Genomic DNA, 23250 nt, shown 5'->3' on the forward strand with positions numbered 1-23250 from the left:
AGCGGTGCGCGCCCTTACCCTCCTACCCTGGAATTATCGCAGGGGTAGCGGATGAACGCGGCGCTGACGCTGGACGGAATCAGCAAGAGATACGGCGGCTTTCAGGCCGTCTCCGACCTGAGTTTTCAGGTCGAGAAGGGTTCGATCTGCGGCTTTCTGGGGCCGAACGGGGCGGGCAAGACCTCGACCCTGCGGATGATTCTGGGGCTGCAACCGGCGACCAGCGGCCGCATCGACATTCTGGGCGCCGACGACGGGCGCAAGGTGCGCGACCGGATCGGCTTCCTGCCCGAGGAGCGGGGACTCTATAAAAAGATGACGCCGGTAGACGCCATCGCCTTCTTCGGCGGGCTGAAGGGCCTGCCCCTGCCCGAAGGCCGCCGTCGCGGCCGCGAGATGCTGGAGCAGATGGGTCTGGGCGAGGCCAGCAAGAAGAAGATGAAGGAGCTGTCCAAGGGGATGGCGCAGAAGGTTCAGCTGATCGCCTCGGTGGTGCATCAGCCGGAGTTCGTGATTCTGGACGAGCCGTTCTCGGGCCTCGATCCGATGAATCAGCAGGGGCTGGAGGCCATGATCCGCGCCTTGGCCGACAATGGGGCGACGGTGCTGTTCTCGACCCACGTCATGCAGCACGCCGAGCGCCTGTGCGACAAGGTCGTGCTTCTGGCCCGCGGGCGTAAAGCGTTCGAGGGCACGGTGGACGAGGCGCGGGCGACATCGCCGCGCTTTCTGGAGCTGGAAGGGGCGCTGGATCGCAATGCAGTCGCCGCCCTGCCGGGTGTCGACGGCATCGAGGTGCTGGCCGAGGAAGGTCTTGTCAGCACCCTGCGCGTCGGCCTGACGCCGGGGGCGGAGGCGCAATCCGCCCTGCGCGCCGCCTTCCTGGGCGGGCTGGACGTGCGGCGCTTCCAGGTGAAGGAGCCGACCCTGCACGACGCCTTCATCGCCCTGACCGGAGATCACCCGGACGAGGATCAGACCGTCGGCAAGGCTGACAAGGGGGAGGCCGCCCGATGAACCGCATTCTTCTGATCGCGCGCCGCGAGTTCCTGGCCTACGCCAAGACGGTCGGCTTCTGGCTGTCGCTGCTGGCCTTTCCGCTGTTCGCCGTGCTGGGCGGGGGCCTTCCCGCGCTGATGAAACACGCCGAGCCGGTGCGAGAGGCCGTCATCATCGACGAGACCCCGGCCGGGTCTGGTCTGGCCGCCGCCGTGCGTCAGGCCTTGGAGAACGAGCGTGGGCGCGCTGACATCGCAGCCCTTCGCATGGCCGCTGTGCCCGAGGCGGGAACGGCGGGCGGCGACCGTGTTCGCGCGGCCGCCGAGCAGGGCGGTTTCGACGCCGGTCTGGAGGCGCTGAAGAAGGAGGCCCCGCGCGCCGGAGCAAGCTTCAAGACGCCCAAGCGCGCGTTCGAACTGGTGGATGCCCCCGCCGCGCTGACCGCCGCCGCTCGGGGCGAGGCGCGCGACGACCTGGCTCGCCGCTATGTCGACAAGGACGCGCCCGAGGGCGAGAAGCTGAACGCCGTGGTATTCCTGACCGAGGTTGCGGGCAAGCCGGGCGCCCGCGTCTGGACCGGCCGCGCCACGGATAATGTCGTCGAGGACGCCATCCGCGACGCCCTGAAGTCCGCCAACCGCAGTCGGGTCTTCGTGGCCAGCGGCATCGATCCGGCGGTGGTGTCGGAGACGGAGAAATTCCGGCCTGATGTCTCGGTCTTCTCGCCGCGCGCGGCGTCGGGCGGCGAGGTGTCGTTCCGCGACAAGCTGCCGGTGATCGTCGGCCTGGCCGTCGGCTTCATCCTGTGGTCGCTGATCATCACCGGCGCCTCCATCCTGCTGAACAGCGTGATGGAGGAGAAGTCGAACAAGATTCTGGAGGTGCTGCTGTCCTCGGCCTCGGCGACCGAGATTCTGGCGGGCAAGGTGCTGGGCGTGGCCCTGCTGACGCTGGCCGTTCTGGGCGCATGGGGCGGCATCGGCGCTGTCGGCCTGATCGCGACGATGCCCGACGTGGCGCGTGATATCGGCTCGGTGCTGCTGACGGACGGCCTGTTCGTCTACTTCCTGCTGTTCCTGGTCGGCGGCTATCTGATGTATGCGGTGCTGTTCGCCGCCATCGGCGCCTTCTGCGACACGCCGCGCGACGCCCAGACCCTGATGGGGCCGATCATGATGGTGCTGATCGTGCCGATCCTGGTCATGCAGATGGCCATCCGCACCCCCGACGCCATGGTGGTGAAGGTCATCAGCCTGATCCCGCCCTTCACCCCCTTCGTCATGGCCGCGCGCGCGCCCAGCGGCCCGCCCCTGATCGAGATCATCGGCGGCCTGATCGGGATGTTCCTGTTCGCGGCCCTGATGGTCTGGGCGGCCGGCCGCGCCTTCCGCGCCGGCGCCCTGTCGGACGTGAAGCTGAGCTGGAAGAGCTTCATGGGCGCCGTGACGGGGCGGTGATCTTCTTTAGAAGCGTGCCCTAGCCGCCCGATCGCAAGGACTGATAGGCGTCCAGAGCGTCCGCATCGATCTCGGTGCGGACGCTTCTTTCTTTGGGGTGATTGTTCGAGCCGCGCTTCTTGACGCCTGAGATCCAGTATTCCTGTCGGGTGACTGCATCCATGAAGTTGCCGCTTATGCCGGAGCCGCCAATGCTGGCGAGTTCAAGGCCGCGATAATAGACGGTCTTCCCTGTCTTGGAGAACGTCACCCAGCCGATGCGGGCTGGGCAGCCGTCGATCAGGCCGCCGTCGCGATTCTCTACATACATGAGGCGTCGCGGCAGGCCCCGCGTGCGCTGATCGGTCATGACGGCTTCCTTCATCTCAGAGGCAGGCTAGCGCAACGTGCCTGAAGAAAGATAAGAAAAAGGCCGCCCCGGCGATCCGGGGCGGCCTTTGATCTTTCAGGCGTCAGCGGGTCTTAGCGACCGCGACCCTTCGGAGCCGGCAGCAGGCCCTCGCGCTGGGCGCGCTTGCGGGCCAGCTTGCGGGCGCGACGGACGGCCTCAGCCTTTTGGCGAGCGCGCTTTTCCGACGGCTTTTCAAAGTGCACGTGACGCTTCATTTCGCGGAAGCTGCCTTCGCGCTGCATCTTCTTCTTCAGGGCTTTCAGCGCCTGATCGACATTGTTGTCGCGGACAAAAATCTGAACCAGGGGTCTCTCTCCTTTGGCCGCCCGCCGCGTCCTTTCCAAGGGAGACGGGCAGACAAAACAAAACCACGCTCGAGAGGAGGGCCTCTCAAGTGAAGGCGCGCTGATACATGATCGGGGGGGGCGTGTCCAGATCGTCGCGCCTAATCGTGATGGGTCGAAACGCCCGCCGGATGGGCGTATCGTGCCGCCCATGACCGAGACAGCCGACACCGCTCCGAAAGGCGATTGGGCCGACCGCACAGAACAGGCCGTTCTGGACGCGGCCATAGAACGCGCGCCCGCGCTGGGCTGGAACGCGCGCCTGACGCGCGCCGCGTGCGAGGCGTGCGGCCTGTCGCTGGGCGACCAGGAACTGCTGCTGCCGAACGGTCCGCGCGACCTGGCGGTCCTGCTGTCGCGCCGCCATGACGCGCGGGCTCTGAAGGCGCTTGAGGCCACGCCTGCGTCGACGATGAAGATTCGCGAGCGAATCGCCGCCGCCGTCTCAGCGCGGATGGAGGCGGGGGCGCAGGATATCGAGGCTGCCAAACGCTGCGCGGGCTTCCTCAGCCTGCCGACCAACGTCGACCTGGGTTTCAAGCTGGCGTGGGAGACGGCGGACCATCTGTGGCGCTGGGCCGGGGATACGGCGACGGACCAGAATCACTATTCCAAGCGGGCGATTCTGGGCGGCATCCTGATTCCCGCCCTGACCATGCGCTGGTTCGACGGGCGCGAGGCGGCGGAAGCCTTCGTCGCCCGCCGCATCGACAATGTCATGGCCTTCGAGAAATGGAAGGCGGGCAAGGATTTCGACGCGCCCGTCCGCACGATCACCGAGGCGCTGGGGCGGCTGAGATACGGCGCCAGGGCCTGACCCTCTCCTGACGGGGGAGGGAAGCGGGTGACGTTGGGCGCGGCGGCGTCTAGGTTCTTTCCATGCCCCAGTTCGTGCTCGACCTGACCAACACCGTGTTTGCGCTCTGGCGTCAGTTTCACTGGCTGCCGAAGTGGGCGGTGATCACCCTCATCATGGTCGCCTTTGTCTTCATCGGCTGGGCGGCCAACCATGTCGTGTTCGCCCTGTTGCGGCTGGCGGTGCGCAACCGCGACGCCTTCTGGAAGGGGATGCTGAAGCGCGCCCGGCTGAAGGTGCATCTGGCGGTGATGATCATCGCCCTGGCGCTGGCGGTCACGGTGTCGCCCCTGGCGCCCGAGCCGTCGCTGTTCATCCGGCGGACCCTGCTGTTCTGCTTCATCCTGGTGTCGGGCTGGATGCTGGCCGGGGCCGTGGATATGGGCGCCATCGTCCATATCAAGAAGTTCAACATGGACGCAGAGGACAACCTCTACGCCCGCAAGCACGTCACCCAGACGCGCATCCTGCAGCGGGTCGCCGCCATACTGATCGGGCTGGTGACGCTGGGGCTGGCGCTGCTGACCATTCCGGGGGTCAAGCAGTGGGGGCTGTCGCTGCTGGCCTCGGCGGGCGTGGTCGGCATCGTCGCCGGTCTGGCGCTGCAACCCTTCCTGACCAATCTGATTGCGGGCATCCAGATCGCCACCTCACAGCCGATCCGGCTGGATGACGCCGTCATCGTCGAGGGCGAGTGGGGCCGGGTCGAGGAGATCACCTCGACCTATGTGGTGGTCAAGCTGTGGGACTGGCGGCGCATGGTGCTGCCGCTGACCTATTTCATCCAGAAGCCGTTCCAGAACTGGACGCGCGATGATACGCGCCTGATCGGGGTGGCCTTCCTCTATGTGGACTATGAGGCGCCGATCGACCGGCTGCGGATCAAGCTGGAGCAGATCGCCCACGCCTCGCCGCACTGGGACGGGGATGTGGTGGCGCTGCAGGTGACGGACATCACCGAACGGGTCGCCCAGGTGCGCTGCATGACCAGCGCGCGCAACGCCTCGGTCGCGTTCGACCTGCGGGCCGAGGTGCGCGAGAAGATGCTGGCCTTCATGCGCGACGAATGCCCCGAGGCCCTGCCGCGCGACCGGGTGGATTTCGATCAGGAACGCAGGCTGCCCGCCCCGCCGCGTAAGCACTGAGGGGGTCAGGCGGCGGCCTGCATCCCCTTGCGCGCGCGCCAGAAGCGCAGGGTCCGCATGGCCGCTTCGCGCGTCAGCTCATTATACATTCCGGCATAGGCGCGGGCCTTGCCCATGGCGTTGTCGTCGGTGTTCAGCAGGACGACGGCGTAGGTCAGGAACAGGGCGCGATCCAGATCGGCCGCCTTGCAGACCACGGCCAGGGCGTCCAGTTCGCGCCGCTCGATGATCTTGCGGGCGCTGTGGAAGTCCACGTCCGCCAGCTGCGACAGGGCGATCAGGAAAGCCGTCTGGCCGCCCGAGCGCAGGAAGCGGGCCAGCACCTGCGGCGTCAGCTGGTCGGCGGCGCGCAGTTCCTCGACATAGGCCAGGCTCTCGGCGTAGTCGGCGGGCAGGACGCCGTCGTCGGCGGCGACGCGGGTGCGTCCGGCCGCCAGGGCGTTCTCCAGCAGGACCGGATCAAGCCGGGCGTTCTGCTCCAGAATGCGCTGGCGCAGGCGGGCCTCGACATCGAAATAGAGGTCGTTCAGCAGGTCGGCGGGCAGGCTGGCGCGCTCGACCGTGACTTCGTGCAGGGCCGGGTTGACGCGGGCGCGCTCGACGGCGGTCTCGCTGGCGGCGCGCGAAAGGGCGGCGCCCTGATTGCCCAGAAGCACGCCCAGCGTCTCATCATCGCCGCGCTCGACGATGGCGTCGGAGACGGCCTCGGACACGGCGGCGCGGCGGCTGACGGCGCGCATATGGCCCTGACCGCGCGAGCGGATGACCTGGATCAGGTCTTCCTCGGTCAGCACTGGCGAGGCGCTGAGGACCGGGGCGGCGACCGTCTCGGCCTCGTCGTTGGCGAGGCGGCGGATCAACTGGTGCGGAGCGTCGCAGGCGTGGGCGAAACGCTGGGCCAGTTCGGCGCGCACGGCGGTTTCCATCGCGTCGGTCAGGTCGGACAGGACGGCGCCATAGAGGACGTCTTCGGCCTTGGTGCGGTGGGGCGTCCCGAAGAAGCGGTCGGTCAGTTCACGCAGCAGGGCCCGGCGCTTGGGGCTGGAGTCCTCCTGCGCCAGGGCGATCAGGTCCGGCAAGCGAGACCCGGTTTCGACCGTAGGGAGCGAAGACGCGCCGTCGCTCATGGCAGCATCGGATCGTCTAGGGGCGGCGCGGCGCGCAGGCGGCCCTGGGCGTCGCGCATCACCGCGGGCGCTTCAGGCGGCTGGGCCAGGTCGTCGGAGTTGATGGGCTGGTCCAGTTCGACCGGCAGGGCGTCCAGATAGTTGGGTGCAGGCAGGGGCGTGGCGTCCGGCTGTCGGCCCGCCTGACGGTGGACGGAATAGTAGCGGGCGCTGCCCTGCGGCGGAACGGCGGCTGGCGCGGGCTGCGTGGCCGCCTGAGGCGCAGGCTGAGGAGCAGGCTGGGGAGCCGGTTGGGGGGCGGACTTGGGATCGGGCTGCACAGGGCCTTGAGCGGCCGGTTGCGTCGCCGGGGCGACGGCGGGCGGCTGGGGCGTGTTTCTCTGCAGCTGGAAGATGGGGGCGTCGCGGCGCGGGGCCATGGGGTCGAACGCAGGGTCCGCAGGCGCCGGTTGCGCGGGCGGTTGCGGCGCGGGCTCTGTCACAGGCGGCGCTGAACGGACAGGCTGGACCGGTTCTGGCGCAGGGCGGACCTCGGCCGGTTGAGGCGCGGGCTGGACCGGTTGAGAGCGTGGCGTCGGCGCCGGTGTTTGGGTCTGAGCGGCGGAAGGCGCGGGCGCCGGTTGCGGCATCGGCCGCAGCGGCTCAGGCATGGGCGGCGGCGTCTGCGTGGGCGTCAGCTCGCGACGCAAAGGCGCAGGGGCGACCGGCTGCGGCGCGGCAGGCTGCGTGACGACCGGCTGGGAAATCGTGGGCTGGGGGTAAGGCGCGCGGTTCTGTTGCGGGGCCGGATAGGGGGCGGGCTGCTGGACCGGCGGCTGAATTGACGGCGGGGCGTCGTTGGGGACGTAAGGACGATGGTTCCAGGGGCCGGGCGTTTGAGGCGGCGGCGCGACCGGCGTGACATAGGGACGCCAGACAGCGTCCGGGTGACTGGTCACGGGCCGGAATTCAGGCGGAGGAGAAGATTGCGGCGCGGATGGAGGGGCGACTTCACCCCAGGGGTAGCCGCCATGCGGTATGACGGGCGGGCGCCATGTCGTCGCGGCGCCGCCCGTATAGGGCGCGGTTTGGGCGTAGGAGCGGGCAGGCGCCGCCTGACCTGACCAGGGGCCGGGCGCCTGTCGTGACGCCTGCGCGGAAGCCGTTGCCGCGAGAGACGGGGCAGGTTGCGCCATGGCGACCATCGCCACGCCGAACACGGGCAGAAGGGCGGCAGTGGTCAGGGGGCGGAGCAATGGCGCCTCGTTCCGGGTGAAGACGATCAGTAAGATACCTTAGACGGTGCGGATTAAGCCTCGCCTAACGCCGGACGGGCTTAACCGCGCGAGGGCAGATACTGGTTGGTGAAGGCTTCGCGCCAGTCGGGGGTGCTGGAATAGGCGCCCTGCGTCTGTTCGGCGAAGGCCTGCCAGCGTTCGGGGGTCATGGCGCCCAGGCCGTAGAGGGCGGCGTCGCCGCCGTCGACCATGGCCTCGGCGCGCAGGGTTGCGCGCACCGTATCCAGCAGGCGCTGCGACAGGTCGGGATTGGCGCGCCGGATGAGGGCGTCGCCCTTGGTCCCGTCGCCGTGGACATAGTCGCGCCAGCCCTCGACCGAGGCGGCGATGAAGTCGCGCAGGGCCTGGGCGTTGTCGCGGGCGAAGGCGTTGGGCGCCAGCACCAAGCCGGAATAGGAGGGGTAGCCGTCGGCGGCCGGGGTGATGATGACCGGCTCAAACCCTGCCTGGCGGGCGACAAGGCCGGGGTCGCCGTCGGTCACGCGGCCGACCAGAACCGCCTGTTCGTCCTCCTGGAAGGCCTTGAGGTTGTCGGCCATGGCGCCGGTCTGGGCCTGATCGGGCGTCAGGTCGAAGCGCGCGCGCAGCCATGACCAGAAGCCGCCATGTTCGGCCGGATCCATCAGGATGCGACGCCCGCGCAGGACGGTCAGGTCTTCCAGCTGCTGGTCCGGGTGGGCCATCAGCACGATGGGGTCTTTTTGCAGGAAGGCGGCCACAGCCTTGACCGGCGCCCGTTCGGCCACCAGCCGCAGGGACAGGAAGCTGTCGCGGCCGACGGCCAGTTCGACCGCGCTGGAGGCCAGCAGCGACGGGATGTCGGCGCCGGAGGGACCGGCCAGCATCTCGACGTTCAGGCCGCGCCGCTCATAGGCGCCGATGGCCACGGCCTGATAGAAACCGCCGTGCAGCGCCCCTGCAGCGCCGCCCGCCGCCACACGCAGCCGCACGCGCCCGGACTCGTCCGTCGGCGCCGACGATCGACCGCAACTCGCCAGCACGGGCAGGGCGGCCAGGCCGACAGCGCCGGCCATCAGGCCGCGACGGGAAGGACGCAGGATGTTCATCGCCTTCAGGTAGTAGGGGGGTGAACAGGGGTTGGGAAGGCCGCACGCCGCAACCCGCGCCGAAAATGCGCCGGGGAAGCCGCAGGAGCACAATGAGGCGCTGCGTTGGGGCAGTGCTGAATTGGCCTGAAATTGGAGCGAGGGGGCGAGACCCTGAACGGACCGTCGCCGGTCTGATCGTGGGTCGCGTCCCCTCGCCAAGTCCGGGTTGGACTTGGCCGTTATCGGGTTGGAAGTCGGCCTGTGCGTCGGCGGGCGGACCCGGCGTCGTTCGGCGCAGCTTCCGTCGGCTTCTGGTCTTCGGCGTTCCGCAGGGCGAGCCCCGCGCCGTCCGTCGATCCCGGCCAGGTTCTCCGTGATCCCTGCGCCGAAACGCTACAGGATCGGGAGCCTTGGCCCTGCTTCGGTGTTTCCGCGTCCTCCGAGGAGGCTTGGAACCCTGGGTCAGGAAGTCGGACCGGCCCGCTTGAGGTCCGGGTCTCCCCGGATTTCCGCGCCGCCGTGTCCCTTCGGCCTGTTGACGTTCCCGCGAAATCCGTTATTGGGCAACAGCTCAAATCGCGGCGTCTGTGCGGAACTGTCCCGGACGCGGTGGGTAGTCCTGTGGACATCTGTGGACGGAAGGTATTCACGCAGGCGGATCAGCGCCTTGCCTTGTCCACAGGAAAGGCGCGCCTTTGCCGGCGAGGCGGAGATCAGCTGATCTTGAAACCTAAGGCAGGCAACAGGCCCTCAAGCGCCTCGGGGTCGACCCGGGCTCCTGACCAGTCGCGTGCAGCCGAAAGGTCGGTCTGACGGAAGCGCACGCCCCGCAGGTCGGCGCCGGACAGCAGGGCGCCGCCCAGCTTTACGTTCTGAAATCCGCCACGTGCGAAAGTCGTGCGCTCGAGGTCCGCGCGGCTCAGGTCGCAATCGACCAGTTGCGCGCCATAGAAGTCGGCGCCGGTCAGGACCGCATCGGCCAGGCTGGATCGGCGTAGAAGAGAGTCCGACAGGGAAAATTCGCTGACGGTTCGACTGCCTGCGACGTTGCGGGCGAAGAGGGCGCCTTTCCACCGGGCGTGATCCAAACGCGAGTTCCGCACGGCAAGGCGGCTGACATCCGCGCCGTCGAAGGTGGCGTGAAGAAAGGCGCAGGCGGAGACTTCGCTGTATCGAAAGACGGCGCGCGAGAAGTCCACGCCATTTTCCAGACTGCGACAGGCGACAAAGGCGCAGGCGTCGAACAGGACGCCGGAAAACACGGCGCCGTCGAATGTGCAACGCTCGAACCGGGCGTTGAGAAGGCTGTCTGCAGACCAGCGCACCTTGACGAAGGTGCAGTTCAGAAAATGCAGATCGGCGCTCCGGGCGTCGATGGTCTGGTTCTCGAAGCAGACGTTTTCGATCTGGCCGAAAAGCGGTTCGCCATCGTGGCGGCGGGCAAGATCGTCGGCGCCGATGGAGATCGAAAACTGATCGTGGACATAGTCATACATGGCGCGACCTATCGAACCTGAAGGCCCAGTTCGGAGACGAGCTTGGCGGCCTGGGCGCGCGAGATGATCGCGCCGCGCAGCACGCGTGCATCGACCAGGCGGAAGCCGCCGAGGTCGGCGCCTCTGAGGTCGGCGCCCTCGAACCGGGCCTCGTCGACGAGGGCGCCCTGAAGGCTGGATTCCTCGAACACCACATCACGGAAGTCGCAGCGCCGCAGGTCGGCCTGAGCGAAGTCCAGACGGGTCAGGGTCTGCTTTCTGAACGACAGGGCGGACAGCTGGGCGCCGACCAGCAGGGTCTCGTCGAAATGCAGGTCGATGGCTCGGACCTCGGACAGGTCGGCGCCGGTCAGCTTGGAATGGACGAAGGAGACGCCAGACAGATTGGCGCCGCGAAAGACGCCGTTGCTGAAGTCGATGGAGGTGAAGGCGGTGTCCGTCAGCCGGGCGCCCGCCATGCGGATGAAGCTGGCGCGGCAGGACTTCCAGACGCTGTTTTCCAGCCTCGCCCCGGTCAGGTCCGTGCGGCGCAGGATGCAGCGCTCAAAGGTCCAGGAGGACAGGTCGAGCCGCGACAGGTCGGCGTCTTCAAGATCGCAGTCGATCAGGTGGACGGGCGCGCCGTCGCACAGCAGGGCCTGAATGTCCGAACGGCCCAGGCGGCGGTCGGTGATGATCTTGGGGTCGGGCATAATGCAACCAGATAGCGGACGGGGTCGGGAAGACCATTGTCTTCATGCCCTGCGTCATATCCGGTCGCCGGTGTAGCAGGTGCGGACCGGGCCGGGCGCGCCGACCCGGTCCGCACTGTCAGTCTTAGCGGGCGCGGATGAAGTTGCGGATGTCGTTCGACAGCTTCTTCAGGTCGTCCTCGCGCACGTACATCATGTGGCCGGCGTGGTAGTAGTGCCACTCGATGCGGCCGTCGGTCGGGAAGCCCGGACGATTCAGCGAGTATTCGGCGCCCATGAACGGCGTGGCGAAGTCATAGTAGCCCTGACCCACCCAGACGCGCAGGCCGCTGTTCTCACGCAGGGCGCGGCCGATGTAGGGGGCCACGTTCAGGTATTCAGCGCCGCCACGGCCGGCGGTCGGCAGGTTCCAGTCCCAGCCGCGCGTGCCGCCGATCGAGGAGTAGACCACGTCCGGCGAATACTTCAGGCCTTCGCGCGCCCAGGCGTTCATGGCGGCGGTATAGGCGCCGTCGATGCCGTAGAAGCTGGGGTCGTTGTCCGGACGGTCGCCGGCGTTGTCGTAGTCGACGCCGATGTAGCGGGTGTCCAGGCGGCCGATGACCTGACCGCGGTCACGCAGCAGCTCTTTATAGAAGCGGCTGGGCGACAGGCGCAGGTTGGCGTTGCTCAGATAGGTCTGCGACACGCCGGTGTAGCGCGACAGCTGCTGCAGGATGGTCGCACGCTCCTGAGCCGGCAGGGCGTTGCCTTTCAGCAGGGCCGTGGCGTAGGGGCCGATGGCCCAGGCGCGGGCTTCTTCGACGAACTCTTCGACCGTGGCGGGCTTGTTCGGCACCTTGTCGTGATACCAGGCGGTAGCAGCCATCGACGGCAGGTTGGTGACGAAGCCCATCTCATTGCCCTGGGCGTCGGCGGCCAGGCTGAAGTCCAGGATCGAGGAGATCAGCAGAATGCCGTTGACCGAAACGTCGGTGTAGGAGCCTTCCAGCTCATTGATCACCGCCGCCGAACGGGTCGTGCCGTAGCTTTCGCCGCCGATGAACTTGGGCGCGTTCCAGCGCTCATGCGTGTTCAGCCACAGACGGATGAATTCGGCGATGGACTTGGCGTCCTTGGTCACCCCCCAGTAGTCGGCCGGGTCCTTGTCGCCCAGGGCGCGGCTGAAGCCGGTGCCGATCGGGTCGATGAAGACGATGTCGGTGACGTCCAGCAGGGATTCGGCGTTGTCGATGATCGGATAGGGCGGCGCGCCGTCGTCCTTGGCGTCCGGCAGGACCACGCGCTTGGGTCCGAAGGCGCCCATGTGCAGCCACAGAGAGCCCGAGCCGGGGCCGCCGTTCCACAGGAAGGTGACGGGGCGGTTCGGATCCTTCGGACCTTCCTTGATGTAGCTGTAGGAGACCATGGCCGCGAGCGGCTTGCCGTCCTTGTCCTTCAGATAGGTTTCGCCGGCGATGGCGCGATAGGCGATGCGCTGGCCGCCGAAGACGCCGGTGTGGCGCGTCTCGGACATGACGGGCGGCGGAATTTCGGCCCGGTCGGCGGCGGCGGTCGGACGCGGCGCGTCCGCGTTGCGGGCCTGGGCCATGGCCATGGCCGGTGAGGCCAGGGCGAGCGCCGATACAGCGGCGACAAGCAGTTTCTTCATTCGAAAACCCCCATTTGGTCTACGCGGCTCATCCCTCGAGAGCCGGGCGCGCGAACGACGCGTTCCTGCGCGAATGAGGCGATAAGCCGCGCCGAATGTAAACCGTCGCTTTTGCCCTTATCGCGGAAAAGCTGGACGGATACGGATGGAAATCGCGAAGAATGTGCGCCTTGCGGCGCGAGATTGGCTTGAACAACCCATGATTACATGAGCTGGTGGCCATGTTCGGTGAACGGGGTGTCTGCGGTATGGATGGTCGCGCGCGGAAAACTGGACGTTGCGCCTGCGGTGCGGTCTGTTTTGAGGTGCTGGCGCCAGATACCTACGGCGCCTGCCACTGTGAAATGTGCCGTCGTTGGTCAGGCGGACTGTGGATGGGCGTGGTCAGCGAGACTGTTGTCTTGAGCGGGCCAGTCAGGGTGTGGCGATCGTCGGCAATGGGCGAGCGGGGATTCTGTAGTGCTTGCGGATCATCCGTTTGGCACAGGCCGCGTGGCTCCGAGCGCCATACATTCGGACAGGGCCTGTTCGACGACCAGCGGGGGTGGCGCCTGTCGCGAGAGATATTCGCCGATCGGAAGCCGCCCCACTATGGGTTATCGGAACAAGGTCAGTCGGCTTTTACGGCATGGGGGACGCTGATGGCTGTCCTGACAGGGCGTCTGCCGCGCTGAGAACGTGGGGAAGGGCGCTGCCCTATCCCGCCAGCGCCGCCTTTTTTTCCTCCAACTCCAGCCAGTCGAGTTCGGCGGCTTCGAGGTCGGCGCGGGCCTTGTCGGCGGCCTTCATGGCGCGGTCGAAGGCGGCGGGGTCGCGCGCATAGAGGTCGGGGTCGGCGAGGATGGCGTCCTGTCGGGCGATCTCGACGGGAAGGGTCTCCATCAGCTTTTCGACCTCTTCCAGACGGCGGGCGTCCTTATACGACAGCTTCACAGTTTTTTTGGGGGCGCGGTCGGAAGGTTCGGCCTTCTCGACCCGACGCGCCGCTGAGGGCGCGCCGTCGGCGTGGGTCGGGGGCGGGGCGAGGAAGCCGGGGTTCTGGCGCAGGAAATCCTGCCAGCCGCCGGGGGTCTCGACCACGTCGCCGCGACCGTTCAGGGCGATGGTCGAGGTGGCCAGGCGGTCGACGAAATCACGGTCGTGCGACACCAGGATCAGGGTGCCGTCGTAGGATTCGAGCAGTTCCTCCAGCTTCTCCAGCGTGTCCATGTCGAGGTCGTTGGTCGGCTCGTCGAGGATCAGCAGATTGGCGGGCTGGGCCAGCGCGCGCGCCAGCAGCAGGCGGTTGCGCTCGCCGCCCGACAGGGTGGAGATGGGCTGCTTCAGCTGGGCCTCCTGGAACAGGAAGTCCTTGGCATAGGCGGCGACGTGCATGGAGCGGCCGCGCACCAGAATGGAGTCGCCGCCGCCCGGCGTCAGGGCGTCCCACAGGGTCATGTCCGACTTCAGCCCCTCGCGCGACTGGTCGAGGTAGAGGGGTTCGAGGTTGGCGCCCATGCGGACGGCGCCCTCGTCCGGGGCCAGTTCGCCTAGCAGCACCTTGACCAGTGTGGTCTTGCCCGCGCCGTTGGGGCCGACGATGGCCAGCCGGTCGCCGCGGATGATGCGGGTGGTCAGGTTGCGGAAGATGGTGCGCTCGCCGAACGATTTGCTGACACCCTTGATGTCGGCGACCAGCTTGCCCGAGACGGCGCCGGAATCGACGCCTAGGTTCAGCTCGCGCGGGATGTCCTTGACCCGCTCGGCCCGGTCCAGACGCATCTGTTGCAGGGCGCGGGCGCGGCCCTCGTTGCGGGTGCGCTGGGCGGTGATGGAGCGGTAGAAGGTGTAGGTCTCGGCCTCGATGCGCTTGGTCAGACGACGCAGGGATTCGGCCTCTTCCTCCATGACCTTGGCGGCCCAGTCGTCGAACTCGACGAAGCCCTTGTTCAGGGTGCGCACCTTGCGGCCTTCCAGCCAGTGAACGGTGTCGGTGACGCGGTTCAGGAAGGCGCGGTCGTGGCTGACCACCAGCAGGGCGAACCGGGCCTGGATCAGCTCGTTCTCCAGCAGTTCGATGGCCAGGATGTCGAGGTGGTTGGTCGGCTCGTCCAGCAGCAGCAGGTCCGGCTCTTCGGCGAAGGCCTTGGCGAGGGCGGCGCGGCGGATTTCGCCGCCCGACAGGCCTTGCGTCGACTTGTTCGGGTTGAGGCCGAAGGTCTCCAGCCAGCTTTCGGCGGTCCAGCGCTCGGCCTCGCCCGAGGCGGCGTAGTCGGCCAGCGTCTCGCCGGTGATGACCGGCTCCTGCGGGACATAGGCGAAGCGGGTGCCGGCCTGGAACGAGCGGTCGCCCGAGTCCGGCTCGATCAGCCCCATGACCACCTTCATCAGGGTGGACTTGCCCGCGCCGTTGCGGCCGACCAGGGCGGCGCGGCTGCGTGGCTCCATCGCCATGTCGACACCGTCGAACAGCGGGCGTTGACCGTCCTGAAGACGGACGTCCTTGAGGGCGACGAGAGGGGGGCGAGCGGCCATAGGTAACCAGTCCAAAAGGGGAGGCGACGCCTATAGCGCGGACAGGGGGGCGAGGGCCAATCTTTCAGGGTTTACATAAAACCGTCCAGACGGTATGTCGCGTCGCATGGACGCTCAACCGACCCGCCGCACGCCTGAAGACACCCGTCGCCAGATCATCGACATGGCCATCGAAGTCGCCGCTGAACAGGGAGCGATGGCGGTGACGCTGGACGCCGTGGTGGCGCGCCTGCCGTTCAGCAAGGGCGCCCTGTTACACCATTTTCCGAGCAAGCAGGCCTTGCTGGAAGGTGTGATCGATCATCTGGCGGCAGAGATGATTTCGGAGGTTCTGGCCGAGGCGGCGCGCGACCCCAACCCCTATGGCCGCAATGCGCGGGCCTATCTGCGGGCGATCGTCAATGAACCGGCGACCGAGCGGGACGTCAGCATCGGCCGGGCGGCGCTGGCCGCCTGCGCCATAGAGCCGAGCCTGATTCCACGCTGGCGCGCGGCCATGCGCAGTCTGGCGGTCGACGACCCGGAAGATCCGATGGGCAAGGACGACGCACTGATGCTGCGGCTGATCGCCGACGGGTTGTGGATGAGCGACCTGTTCGGCACGCACGAAGTGTCGCAGGAGCAGCGCAAGGCCTTGCTGTCGCTGCTGACGCCGGGCGTATTGCTGACGGATTCCTATGCGGAGGCGGGCGTTTGAACCCGACGACATGGCTGGCCCTGCTGGGGGCGATCGGCTTTGAGGTGATGGGGACGACCCTGTTGCAGCAGTCGCAGCAGTTCACCCGGCCGTTGCCGACGGCGGGACTGGCGGTCTGTTACGGCGTCGCCTTCTATCTGTTGACGCTGGCGTTGAAGCAGATGCCTGTTGGGCTGGCCTATGCGATCTGGAGCGGGCTGGGGGTGGTGCTGATTTCGGTGATCGGCCTGTTCCTGTTCAAGCAGAAGCTGGATGTTCCGGCGATCATCGGTCTGGGGCTGATCATCAGCGGGGTGGTGGTCATCAATCTGTTCTCGAAGAGCGTGACGCACTGAGGACAGTGGGGGCGCCGAGGCGGTTCACACGCAGCGGCCAGGATCGCCTGGCCCTCCCCACCCGGTCGCTGCGCGACCACCCTTCCCATGAAGGGGAGGGAGAGGGCGACAGCGTGGGTTTTGAGGCGTATAGGGCGCGGCCATGAATTCCGCGCCCGCCAAGCCGTTCTGGGAAACCAAGACGCTCGCCGAGATGTCTCCGGCAGAGTGGGAGAGCCTGTGCGACGGCTGCGGCCTGTGCTGCGTCATCCGGTTCGAGGATGAGGACACGGGCCAGATCATACCGACACACGTCCATTGCAAGCTGTTCGACCCGGACGTCTGCACCTGCACCGACTACGCCAACCGGCAGGCCGAGGTGCCGGACTGCGTGCAGTTGACGCCGGACAATATCGAGCAGCTGAAGTGGATGCCGCTGTCATGCGGATACCGGCGGCTGCATGAAGGGCGGACGCTGGCCTGGTGGCATCCGCTGATCTCGGGCGACCGGGAGACGGTGCATCAGGCGGGGGTGTCGGTGCGCCGCCAGACGATTTGCGAAACGGCGCTTAAGGAGCCGGAGGACGCGCTGGAGTTCGAGGCGCCCGAATGGATGGGCGAGCGCGGAACCGAACCGCCGCCGCTACGGCCGCGCTAACGGAAAATTTCGGGATCAGGCGCGATTTAAAGAACGACGGAGCGGGGGAACGCCATTTGTCATTCACCAAGAGCATCGAGGTTCTGGAAGGCTCAGGGGGCCCGTTCCAGCGTCTGGTGGATTTCGCAGCGACCCTGTTCGACAGTCGCGCGGCGGTCGTGACGCTGCTGACGGAGCAGGAAGCCATCATCCGCTCCAACGCCGAACTGTGCGTACAGCGGGTGCCGCTGGAGGACAGTCTGGCGCCGATGCTGACGGCGATGGGGCCGGGAGCGACGCTGGCGATCACCGATCCGTCGGGCGATCCGCGGGTGAAGAACCACCCCCTGGTCCGTAAGACGCCGCATCTGAAGTTCATCGTCGGCGCGACGCTGTGCCATCCCGCCGGTCGGCCGGTCGGCGCCTTCTGCATTCTGGATGACCAGGAGCGGCCTGAGCCGACGCCGACGCAGATGAAACAGCTGGCCAGTCTGGCGGGCATGGCCGAAGACATCATCGCCGGCCTGGACGCCGCCCGCGCCCGCGACGAGCGGCTGGAGACCCTGCATCTGGTCGAACAGATGTCCGGCGTCGGCCACTGGCGGCTGGAGCGGAGCAGCAGGGTGCTGGAGGCCTCGGACGAGGTCTATCGCATCTATGGGTTTTCGCCCGACGGTCTGACCATGACGCTGGATGAAGCGCTGGACATGCACGCGCCCGAGGACGGGGAGCGGATGCGGGCGCTGATCGAACAGGGCATGGAGGACGGCCAGCCGTTCCACGCCAAGTTGAAGCTGGTGCGGCCCGACGGGGAAGAGCGCAGCGTCGTCACCCATGTCGGCATGGAGCGCGACGATCAGGGCCGTGTGCTGGCCATGCTGGGCGTGCTGCAGGACGTGACCGATCAGGAGAAGGTGCTGGAGCGCGCTCGCCGGGACGAAGGCCGCTATCGTCTGCTGGCCGAGAACGTCGGCGACGTCATCACCCGCGTGAAGATGGACGGGTCGAGCAAATATATTTCGCCCGCGATCAAGCAGTTGCTGGGCTGGACGCTGGAGGAGATGAGCGGCCAGTCGACCGACTATGTTCACCCGGAGGACAAGCATCTGGTGCTGAAGGCCATCGGCGAGGCGGTGAAGACCGGCACGCCTACGCGGCTGGAACACCGCGCCGTCCACCGGGAGGGTCATACGGTCTGGGTCGAATGCACCTTCAAGGCGTTGAAGGACGAACACGGCCACGTCGACGACGTGGTGGTGGTGATCCGCGACATGACCCGGCGCAAGATGCTGGAGGCCGAAGTCATCGAGGCCAAGGAGCGGGCCGAGAAGGCGGTGCAGGCCAAGAGCGAATTCCTGGCCAATATGAGCCATGAGCTGCGCACGCCGCTGACCAGCGTCATCGGCTTTTCAGGTTTGCTGCAGGGGTCGGAGCATCTGCCGCCGGAAGAGCGGGTCTATGTCGAGCGGATCGCCACGGCGTCGGAGGCCCTGCTTGGCGTCATCAACGACATTCTGGACTATTCCAAGCTGGAAGCCGACGCGATCGAGATGGACCCCGAGCCGTTCGACACGCGCGCCCTGATCGACGGCGCGGCGGCCATCATCGAGAGCCAGTGCACGCTGAAGCGGCTGAACCTGCGGGTTGTGGTGGCCGCCGATACGCCGGAGCGCCTGACCGGCGACCGCGGTCGGTTGCGGCAGGTCATGCTGAACTTCCTGTCCAATGCGGTGAAGTTCACGGCGCGCGGCGAGGTGACGCTGACGCTGGGCGGCCGGTATGACGACGAGGGCCGCTGGCGGATGCGCGTGGCGGTCAGCGACACCGGCATCGGCATTCCGCCTGAAAAGATCGAGGAGCTGTTCCACCGCTTCACCCAGGCCGACGCCTCGACGACGCGGGTCTATGGCGGGACGGGGCTGGGGCTGGCGATCTCGCGCCGTCTGGTCGAACTGATGGGCGGCGAGGTGGGGGTCGAGAGCACGCCGGGGCAGGGCTCGACCTTCTGGTTCGAGGCGCCGCTGGCCGTGGCCGAGGCCGAGGACGAGGACGCCGGGGCGGAGCGCGAGCGGGCGGCGCGCACCGGCCTGTGCGGGCGGGTGCTGATGGCCGACGACGCGGCCGCCAACCGCGAACTGGTCAGCGCCATCCTGCGAAATCTGGGGCTGGAGGTCGAGGCCGTGGCCGACGGCGCCGAGGCGGTCCATGCGGTGCATTCGGGCGCCTATGATCTGGTGCTGATGGACGTGCATATGCCGGTCATGGACGGGTTGAAGGCGACGCGCGAAATCCGCCGGATGCAGGCGGGGACGGGGCGCCGGACGCCGATCCTGGCGCTGACGGCCAATGTTCAGGCGGAACAGGTGGCGCGCTGTCTGGAAGCGGGGATGGACGGCCATCTGGCCAAGCCGATCCAGATCACCGAACTGGCCGCCGCCTTGACGCACTGGCTGTCGTGCGACGCACCGCCCGCGATGGCGGGGTAGGGAAGCCAGAGTGCAACGCCTCTCCCTCCCCGTCCCGGGGAGGGTGGCTGAGCCTGAAAGGCGAGGCCGGGTGGGGGCGGCGAGGCTGTTCACGCGCCGAGGCCGGTTTTCCCGTCGAGACAAGTCAGGCGGCTGAGGCCGGTATCGCCAGGTCCTAATCACCTGGCCCTCCCCACCCGGTCGCTGCGCGACCACCCTCCCCGGGTCGGGGAGGGAGAGGTGTCGGCGCGCGGGTATCGCGGCGGGGGCGGGCAAACCCTGTAAATTTCTGGCTTTGGAAGGTTCTGGAGGCTGTTTGTCAGCCTGAGGACGCTGGTCCGCTATGGTTCGGTCATGGCGGGAAAAGGGGACGAGGCGGAGCGGGCGGCGGCGGTCGCGCAGTGGCTGGACGGGGCGCTGGGTCGGTTGATGCAACTGACCGACGAAGCGATCGCCGTGGTGGCCGCCGCGGAGCCTCCGGCCGATGTGGCCGAGGCCGAGAAGCGGGGGCGCGCCATCGGCGTTCTGGCCCGCACGGCCAGGGCGGTGGCGGCGCTGGCGGCCGCGTCCCCTCGCAAACACCGCGACCCTGAAGAGGACGGAATGAGCGAAGACGATCGTGACATCACCGACGACGAAGAACGGACCGTGCGGGCAGAGCTCGAGTCTCGTCTCGATCATCTTCTCGGGGTCGCAGAGCGCAAGGGATTTGGCGCAGCAGCGGCTGGAACAGGCGCCGCGCGGGGAACTGCTGCGGCTGCTGAGGGCGACGCCGAGGCTGAACGAGGATCAGGTCTGGCCGTCTGACGCGGACTGGCGGACATGGGTGCTGCTGGGCGGGCGCGGGTCGGGCAAGACCTTTGCGGGCGGGTTCTGGATGAACGAACTGGCGCGGGGGAAGGATCGGACGTTTGCTCTGGTCGGGCCGGCGCTGCATGACGTGCGCGAGGTGATGGTCGAGGGGCCGTCGGGGCTGAAGGCGCAGGCGCCGGGGGACAATCGGCCGCGCTGGGAGGCGGGGCGGCGCAGGCTGGTCTGGCCCTCGGGCGCGGCGGCCTATGCGTTTTCGGCCGAAGACCCGGACAGCCTGCGCGGGCCGCAGTTTCATGCGGCCTGGGCGGATGAGTTCTGCGCCTGGAGGAACATCGAGGCGACGCTGTCGAACCTGAGGTTCGGGCTGAGGTTGGGGGCGGACCCGAAGCTGGCGATCACGACGACGCCGCGCCCGATCCCGGCGTTGAGACGGTTGTTGGCCGAGCCGGGGGTGGTGAAGGCGCGGCTGGCGACCAAGGACAATGCGGACAATCTGGCGCCGGGGTTTCTGGGGCATCTTCAGGCGCTCTACGCCGGGACGCGGCTGGAGGCGCAGGAGATGGAGGGGCTGGTGGTCGAGGCCGACGGCGCCCTGTTCCGGGCCGAGGATCTGGCGCGGGCGCGGGGGAGCCGACCGGCGCGGTTCGAGCGGGTGGTGGTGGCGGTCGATCCGCCGCCAGCGCCCACGGCGACGCCTGCGGGATCGTGGCGGCGGGGCGTAAGGACAGGACGGGCTATGTGCTGGCGGATCGCTCGGCGCGGGGGCTGTCGCCCGCCGGATGGGCGCGGCGCGTGGCCGAGACGGCGCGGGAGTTCGACGCCGATCTGGTGCTGGCCGAGGCCAATCAGGGCGGGGAGATGGTGCGGACGCTGCTGGGGCAGGCGGACTGTCCGGCGCAGGTGAAACTGGTCCACGCCAGCCGGAGCAAGAAGGCGCGGGCGGAGCCGGTGGCGGCGCTCTACGAGCAGGGGCGGGTGGTCCACTGCGGCGCGTTTCCGGCGCTGGAGGAAGAAATGATGGCGCTGGGGAGCGAGACGCCGGGGATGAAGAGCCCGGATCGGGCGGATGCGCTGGTCTGGGCGCTGACGCATCTGCTGCTGGCCGGGAAGACGCTGCCGAGGTTGCGGGCATTGTGAAAAGACGCCGCGCCTCTCCCTCCCCTTCATGGGGAGGGTGGTCGCGATAGCGACCGGGTGGGGAGGGCCAGGTGATTTCAGACTGGCTGATGTCAGACGGGGTCATTTCAGAGGGGGCGCTTGAATAGCCCTGCCGCCCCCACCCGGTTTCGCCCTGACGGGCTCAACCACCCTCCCCGGGACGGGGAGGGAGAATTCGGTGATGGAGATTTCAATGGATTGGCGACGACCGTTCGGTCGGCGGCGCATTGCTGCGCCTGAGATCAAGGATAGCCGCACCGGGCCGCTGATCGCCCTGACGGGGGCGGGGCGCCCTCGGTGGACGCCCCGCGATTACGCTCATCTGGCGGACGAGGGGTTCGGCAGGAACGCCGTGGCCTATCGCTGCGTGCGGATGATCGCGGAGGCGGCGGCCTCGACGCCGCTGATCGTGATGGTCGGGGGCGTGCGGAGCGCGGACCACCCGCTGGCGCGGCTGATCGACAAGCCCAATCCCGAGCAGTCGTGCGGGGAGTTCATGGAGGGGCTGTATGGCGCGCTCCAGACGGCGGGCAACGCCTATGTCGAGGCGACCGGGGATGCCGATGGGGACGGGGCTCCGGACGAACTGTGGGCGCTGAGGCCCGACCGGGTGAAGGTGGTGCCGGGCCGGGCGGGGTGGCCGGAAGCCTATGAGTATGCGGTCGGCGGGCGCGCGGTGAGGATCGCGCGGCACGGCGACGGCTGGTCGCCGGTCATGCACCTGAAGCTGTTCCACCCGACGGACGATCATTACGGGTTTTCGCCCTTGGAGGCGGCGGCCTTCGCCATCGACGTGCACAATGCCTCGGGGGCCTGGAACAAGGCGCTGCTGGACAATGCGGCGCGGCCGTCGGGGGCGCTGGTCTATGGGGCCAAGGACGGGGAGCGGCTGACGGCGGATCAGTTCGAGGCGCTGAAGGCGGAACTGGGCGAGGCCCATGCCGGGGCGCGCAACGCCGGGCGGCCGCTGCTGCTGGAAGGCGGGCTGGACTGGAAGCCGATGAGCCTGACGCCGCACGACATGGACTTTATCGCCGGGAAGCACGCGGCGGCGCGGGAGATCGCGCTGGCGTTCGGGGTGCCGCCTCAGCTGCTGGGGATTCCGGGGGATGCGACCTACGCCAACTATCGCGAGGCGAACGCGGCCTTCTGGCGCGGGACGGTGATCCCGCTGGTGAGGAAGGCGGCGGGGGCGATGACGGGCTGGTTGGGGAGCCGCTTCGTCGATTGCCGGATCGAGCCGGATCTGGATGCGGTTCCGGCGTTACAGGTCGAGCGGGATGCGCTGTGGGCGCGGCTGAACGCGGCGAGCTTCCTGACCGAGGAAGAGCGGCGCCGGATGGCGGGGGTGGAGGCGTGATGGATTGGAAGAGGGCGCCGGTCGCCCTGATCGCGGCCCTGCTGGTGCAGACGGTCGGGGGGCTGGTCTGGGCTGGAGGAGCGGCGGCGCGGATCGCCACGCTGGAGCAGCGGGTGGACGAGCAGAGGCTGGTCGCCGAGCGGCTGGCGCGGCTGGAGGCGCAGGGCGAGGCTGTGCGCGCGGCGGTCGAGCGGATCGAACGACAGCTGGAGGGGAAGTGATGGAGCCACAGGCAGGCGTTTTCCCTCCCCGTCCCGGGGAGGGGGGTCGTGAAGCGACCGGGTGGGGAGGGCGCGGCGATGCAGGCTCGACGTGTGAATAGCCTGGTCGGCCCCACCCGGCTTCGCCCTGCGGGCTCAACCACCCTCCCCGGGACGGGGAGGGAGAAGGGTGCGCTGCTGATTTGCGGCTATGCCTCTCTGTGGGGCGTGGCGGATCTGAATGGGGACGTCACCGCGCGCGGGGTGTTTGCCGACAGTCTGGCGAAGACCGGCGCGGGCGGGGTGCGGATGCTGCATCAGCATGAGAGCCGCGCGGTGGTCGGCGTCTGGGACCGCATGGTCGAGGACGAGCGCGGCCTGTGGGTCGAGGGGCGGATCGAGGACTGGTCCGCCGAGGCCCGATACACGGCCGCCCTGACGCGCGCGGGGGCGCTGGACGGGCTGTCGATCGGCTTTCGGGCGCAGAAGGCGCGGCGCGACGGGCGCCTGCGGGTTCTGAGCGCGGCGGAGTTGTGGGAGGTGTCGCTGGTGACGTTTCCCATGCTGCCGGGCGCGCGGTTCAGGTGGAAGGCGGCGGGCGGCTGATG

23 protein-coding genes and 1 pseudogene are annotated in these 23250 nt (G+C 68.1%); 15 read left to right on the plus strand and 9 right to left on the minus strand.

Annotation, left to right across the window (positions count from 1 at the left end):
• The first annotated feature begins 51 nt into the window (after nt 1-51).
• Together ACORJG_RS02690 and ACORJG_RS02695 are read left to right on the plus strand one after the other, a co-directional pair.
• Nucleotides 52-1017: an ABC transporter ATP-binding protein gene (locus tag ACORJG_RS02690; protein WP_427791403.1), complete on the plus strand. Its 966-nt coding sequence runs from the start codon at nt 52-54 to the stop codon at nt 1015-1017.
• A complete protein-coding gene (locus tag ACORJG_RS02695; RefSeq protein ID WP_427791405.1) occupies nt 1014-2456 on the plus strand; it encodes an ABC transporter permease in 1443 nt (480 codons plus the stop codon). The genes ACORJG_RS02690 and ACORJG_RS02695 overlap by 4 nt, the downstream gene beginning before the upstream one ends.
• Before the next feature lie 19 nt (nt 2457-2475).
• Here ACORJG_RS02695 and ACORJG_RS02700 read toward each other — a convergent pair whose 3' ends face one another.
• Together ACORJG_RS02700 and rpsU are read right to left on the minus strand one after the other, a co-directional pair.
• Nucleotides 2476-2805, minus strand: a complete 330-nt coding sequence (locus ACORJG_RS02700; RefSeq protein ID WP_427791407.1) for a hypothetical protein — start codon at nt 2803-2805, stop codon at nt 2476-2478.
• Nucleotides 2806-2918: 113 nt separating this feature from the next.
• Entirely contained in the window at nt 2919-3152 is a 234-nt protein-coding gene (gene rpsU / locus ACORJG_RS02705) for a 30S ribosomal protein S21 (RefSeq protein WP_087139870.1), read from the minus strand.
• A 190-nt stretch (nt 3153-3342) separates the two neighbouring features.
• On the opposite strand from rpsU, the gene ACORJG_RS02710 reads away from it, so the two are divergent.
• Both ACORJG_RS02710 and ACORJG_RS02715 read left to right on the plus strand, forming a co-directional pair.
• On the plus strand, nt 3343-4008 hold the full coding sequence (locus ACORJG_RS02710; RefSeq protein ID WP_427791408.1) for a COQ9 family protein: 666 nt from the start codon (nt 3343-3345) through the stop codon (nt 4006-4008).
• Between the two features lie 62 nt (nt 4009-4070).
• Nucleotides 4071-5192 (plus strand): mechanosensitive ion channel family protein, encoded by a 1122-nt coding sequence (locus ACORJG_RS02715; protein WP_427791410.1) that lies wholly within the window; start codon nt 4071-4073, stop codon nt 5190-5192.
• 5 nt (nt 5193-5197) lie between these two features.
• Here the strand turns inward: ACORJG_RS02715 and ACORJG_RS02720 are convergent, their stop codons facing one another.
• The 6 genes from ACORJG_RS02720 to ACORJG_RS02745 form a co-directional block, all read right to left on the minus strand.
• Nucleotides 5198-6319 carry a DUF2336 domain-containing protein gene (locus tag ACORJG_RS02720; protein ID WP_427791412.1) on the minus strand — a complete coding sequence of 374 codons (1122 nt, stop codon included), beginning with the start codon at nt 6317-6319 and terminating at the stop codon, nt 5198-5200.
• Nucleotides 6316-7554: a hypothetical protein gene (locus tag ACORJG_RS02725; protein ID WP_427791414.1), complete on the minus strand. Its 1239-nt coding sequence runs from the start codon at nt 7552-7554 to the stop codon at nt 6316-6318. Before ACORJG_RS02725 ends, ACORJG_RS02720 begins: the two co-directional genes overlap by 4 nt.
• A gap of 80 nt (nt 7555-7634) precedes the next feature.
• On the minus strand, nt 7635-8663 hold the full coding sequence (locus ACORJG_RS02730; protein WP_427791416.1) for an ABC transporter substrate-binding protein: 1029 nt from the start codon (nt 8661-8663) through the stop codon (nt 7635-7637).
• 695 nt (nt 8664-9358) lie between these two features.
• On the minus strand, nt 9359-10141 hold the full coding sequence (locus tag ACORJG_RS02735) for a pentapeptide repeat-containing protein (RefSeq protein ID WP_427791418.1): 783 nt from the start codon (nt 10139-10141) through the stop codon (nt 9359-9361).
• A gap of 8 nt (nt 10142-10149) precedes the next feature.
• Complete coding sequence (locus tag ACORJG_RS02740) at nt 10150-10833, minus strand: pentapeptide repeat-containing protein (RefSeq protein WP_427791420.1); 684 nt, start codon at nt 10831-10833, stop codon at nt 10150-10152.
• A 124-nt stretch (nt 10834-10957) separates the two neighbouring features.
• Nucleotides 10958-12484, minus strand: coding sequence for a S10 family peptidase (locus ACORJG_RS02745; protein ID WP_427791422.1), 1527 nt, complete (start codon nt 12482-12484; stop codon nt 10958-10960).
• A 248-nt stretch (nt 12485-12732) separates the two neighbouring features.
• Here ACORJG_RS02745 and ACORJG_RS02750 point away from each other — a divergent pair, with 248 nt between their 5' ends.
• Nucleotides 12733-13158 carry a GFA family protein gene (locus ACORJG_RS02750; protein WP_427792944.1) on the plus strand — a complete coding sequence of 142 codons (426 nt, stop codon included), beginning with the start codon at nt 12733-12735 and terminating at the stop codon, nt 13156-13158.
• Nucleotides 13159-13180: 22 nt separating this feature from the next.
• On the opposite strand, the gene ACORJG_RS02755 is transcribed toward ACORJG_RS02750, so the two are convergent.
• Nucleotides 13181-14998 carry an ABC-F family ATP-binding cassette domain-containing protein gene (locus tag ACORJG_RS02755; RefSeq protein ID WP_427791424.1) on the minus strand — a complete coding sequence of 606 codons (1818 nt, stop codon included), beginning with the start codon at nt 14996-14998 and terminating at the stop codon, nt 13181-13183.
• 106 nt (nt 14999-15104) lie between these two features.
• On the opposite strand from ACORJG_RS02755, the gene ACORJG_RS02760 reads away from it, so the two are divergent.
• The 10 genes and pseudogenes from ACORJG_RS02760 to ACORJG_RS02805 all read left to right on the plus strand — a co-directional run bounded on the left by ACORJG_RS02760 (nt 15105) and on the right by ACORJG_RS02805 (nt 23248).
• A complete protein-coding gene (locus tag ACORJG_RS02760) occupies nt 15105-15695 on the plus strand; it encodes a TetR/AcrR family transcriptional regulator (protein WP_427791425.1) in 591 nt (196 codons plus the stop codon).
• Entirely contained in the window at nt 15692-16030 is a 339-nt protein-coding gene (locus tag ACORJG_RS02765; RefSeq protein WP_427791427.1) for a DMT family transporter, read from the plus strand. Before ACORJG_RS02760 ends, ACORJG_RS02765 begins: the two co-directional genes overlap by 4 nt.
• Nucleotides 16031-16172: 142 nt before the next feature.
• Nucleotides 16173-16667, plus strand: a complete 495-nt coding sequence (locus ACORJG_RS02770) for a YcgN family cysteine cluster protein (RefSeq protein ID WP_427791429.1) — start codon at nt 16173-16175, stop codon at nt 16665-16667.
• A gap of 56 nt (nt 16668-16723) precedes the next feature.
• Nucleotides 16724-19132 (plus strand): PAS domain-containing protein, encoded by a 2409-nt coding sequence (locus ACORJG_RS02775; RefSeq protein WP_427791431.1) that lies wholly within the window; start codon nt 16724-16726, stop codon nt 19130-19132.
• 333 nt (nt 19133-19465) lie between these two features.
• A complete protein-coding gene (locus tag ACORJG_RS02780; RefSeq protein ID WP_427791433.1) occupies nt 19466-19918 on the plus strand; it encodes a hypothetical protein in 453 nt (150 codons plus the stop codon).
• A gap of 70 nt (nt 19919-19988) precedes the next feature.
• Nucleotides 19989-20480, plus strand: a pseudogene (locus ACORJG_RS02785) (terminase large subunit domain-containing protein); the annotation flags it as partial.
• A 149-nt stretch (nt 20481-20629) separates the two neighbouring features.
• Entirely contained in the window at nt 20630-21061 is a 432-nt protein-coding gene (locus ACORJG_RS02790; protein WP_427791435.1) for a hypothetical protein, read from the plus strand.
• A 202-nt stretch (nt 21062-21263) separates the two neighbouring features.
• Nucleotides 21264-22442 carry a phage portal protein gene (locus ACORJG_RS02795; protein ID WP_427792946.1) on the plus strand — a complete coding sequence of 393 codons (1179 nt, stop codon included), beginning with the start codon at nt 21264-21266 and terminating at the stop codon, nt 22440-22442.
• Nucleotides 22442-22663, plus strand: a complete 222-nt coding sequence (locus tag ACORJG_RS02800; protein ID WP_291777926.1) for a hypothetical protein — start codon at nt 22442-22444, stop codon at nt 22661-22663. The genes ACORJG_RS02795 and ACORJG_RS02800 overlap by 1 nt, the downstream gene beginning before the upstream one ends.
• Before the next feature lie 177 nt (nt 22664-22840).
• Nucleotides 22841-23248 (plus strand): HK97 family phage prohead protease, encoded by a 408-nt coding sequence (locus tag ACORJG_RS02805; RefSeq protein ID WP_427792947.1) that lies wholly within the window; start codon nt 22841-22843, stop codon nt 23246-23248.
• Nucleotides 23249-23250: the final 2 nt, after the last annotated feature.

Source organism: Brevundimonas diminuta (assembly GCF_050310045.1).
Taxonomy (GTDB): Bacteria; Pseudomonadota; Alphaproteobacteria; order Caulobacterales; family Caulobacteraceae; genus Brevundimonas; species Brevundimonas diminuta_F.

Coding starts and splice junctions, on each gene's coding strand:
- ACORJG_RS02710 (WP_427791408.1), top strand. CDS start 3,343: ATGACCGAGACAGCCGACACCGCTCCGAAAGGCGATTGGGCCGACCGC.
- ACORJG_RS02770 (WP_427791429.1), top strand. CDS start 16,173: ATGAATTCCGCGCCCGCCAAGCCGTTCTGGGAAACCAAGACGCTCGCC.
- ACORJG_RS02795 (WP_427792946.1), top strand. CDS start 21,264: ATGGAGATTTCAATGGATTGGCGACGACCGTTCGGTCGGCGGCGCATT.
- ACORJG_RS02755 (WP_427791424.1), bottom strand. CDS start 14,998: ATGGCCGCTCGCCCCCCTCTCGTCGCCCTCAAGGACGTCCGTCTTCAG.
- ACORJG_RS02690 (WP_427791403.1), top strand. CDS start 52: ATGAACGCGGCGCTGACGCTGGACGGAATCAGCAAGAGATACGGCGGC.
- ACORJG_RS02695 (WP_427791405.1), top strand. CDS start 1,014: ATGAACCGCATTCTTCTGATCGCGCGCCGCGAGTTCCTGGCCTACGCC.
- ACORJG_RS02715 (WP_427791410.1), top strand. CDS start 4,071: ATGCCCCAGTTCGTGCTCGACCTGACCAACACCGTGTTTGCGCTCTGG.
- ACORJG_RS02735 (WP_427791418.1), bottom strand. CDS start 10,141: ATGTATGACTATGTCCACGATCAGTTTTCGATCTCCATCGGCGCCGAC.
- ACORJG_RS02750 (WP_427792944.1), top strand. CDS start 12,733: ATGGATGGTCGCGCGCGGAAAACTGGACGTTGCGCCTGCGGTGCGGTC.
- ACORJG_RS02760 (WP_427791425.1), top strand. CDS start 15,105: ATGGACGCTCAACCGACCCGCCGCACGCCTGAAGACACCCGTCGCCAG.
- ACORJG_RS02720 (WP_427791412.1), bottom strand. CDS start 6,319: ATGAGCGACGGCGCGTCTTCGCTCCCTACGGTCGAAACCGGGTCTCGC.
- ACORJG_RS02700 (WP_427791407.1), bottom strand. CDS start 2,805: ATGACCGATCAGCGCACGCGGGGCCTGCCGCGACGCCTCATGTATGTA.
- ACORJG_RS02740 (WP_427791420.1), bottom strand. CDS start 10,833: ATGCCCGACCCCAAGATCATCACCGACCGCCGCCTGGGCCGTTCGGAC.
- ACORJG_RS02730 (WP_427791416.1), bottom strand. CDS start 8,663: ATGAACATCCTGCGTCCTTCCCGTCGCGGCCTGATGGCCGGCGCTGTC.
- ACORJG_RS02800 (WP_291777926.1), top strand. CDS start 22,442: ATGGATTGGAAGAGGGCGCCGGTCGCCCTGATCGCGGCCCTGCTGGTG.
- ACORJG_RS02745 (WP_427791422.1), bottom strand. CDS start 12,484: ATGAAGAAACTGCTTGTCGCCGCTGTATCGGCGCTCGCCCTGGCCTCA.
- ACORJG_RS02780 (WP_427791433.1), top strand. CDS start 19,466: ATGGCGGGAAAAGGGGACGAGGCGGAGCGGGCGGCGGCGGTCGCGCAG.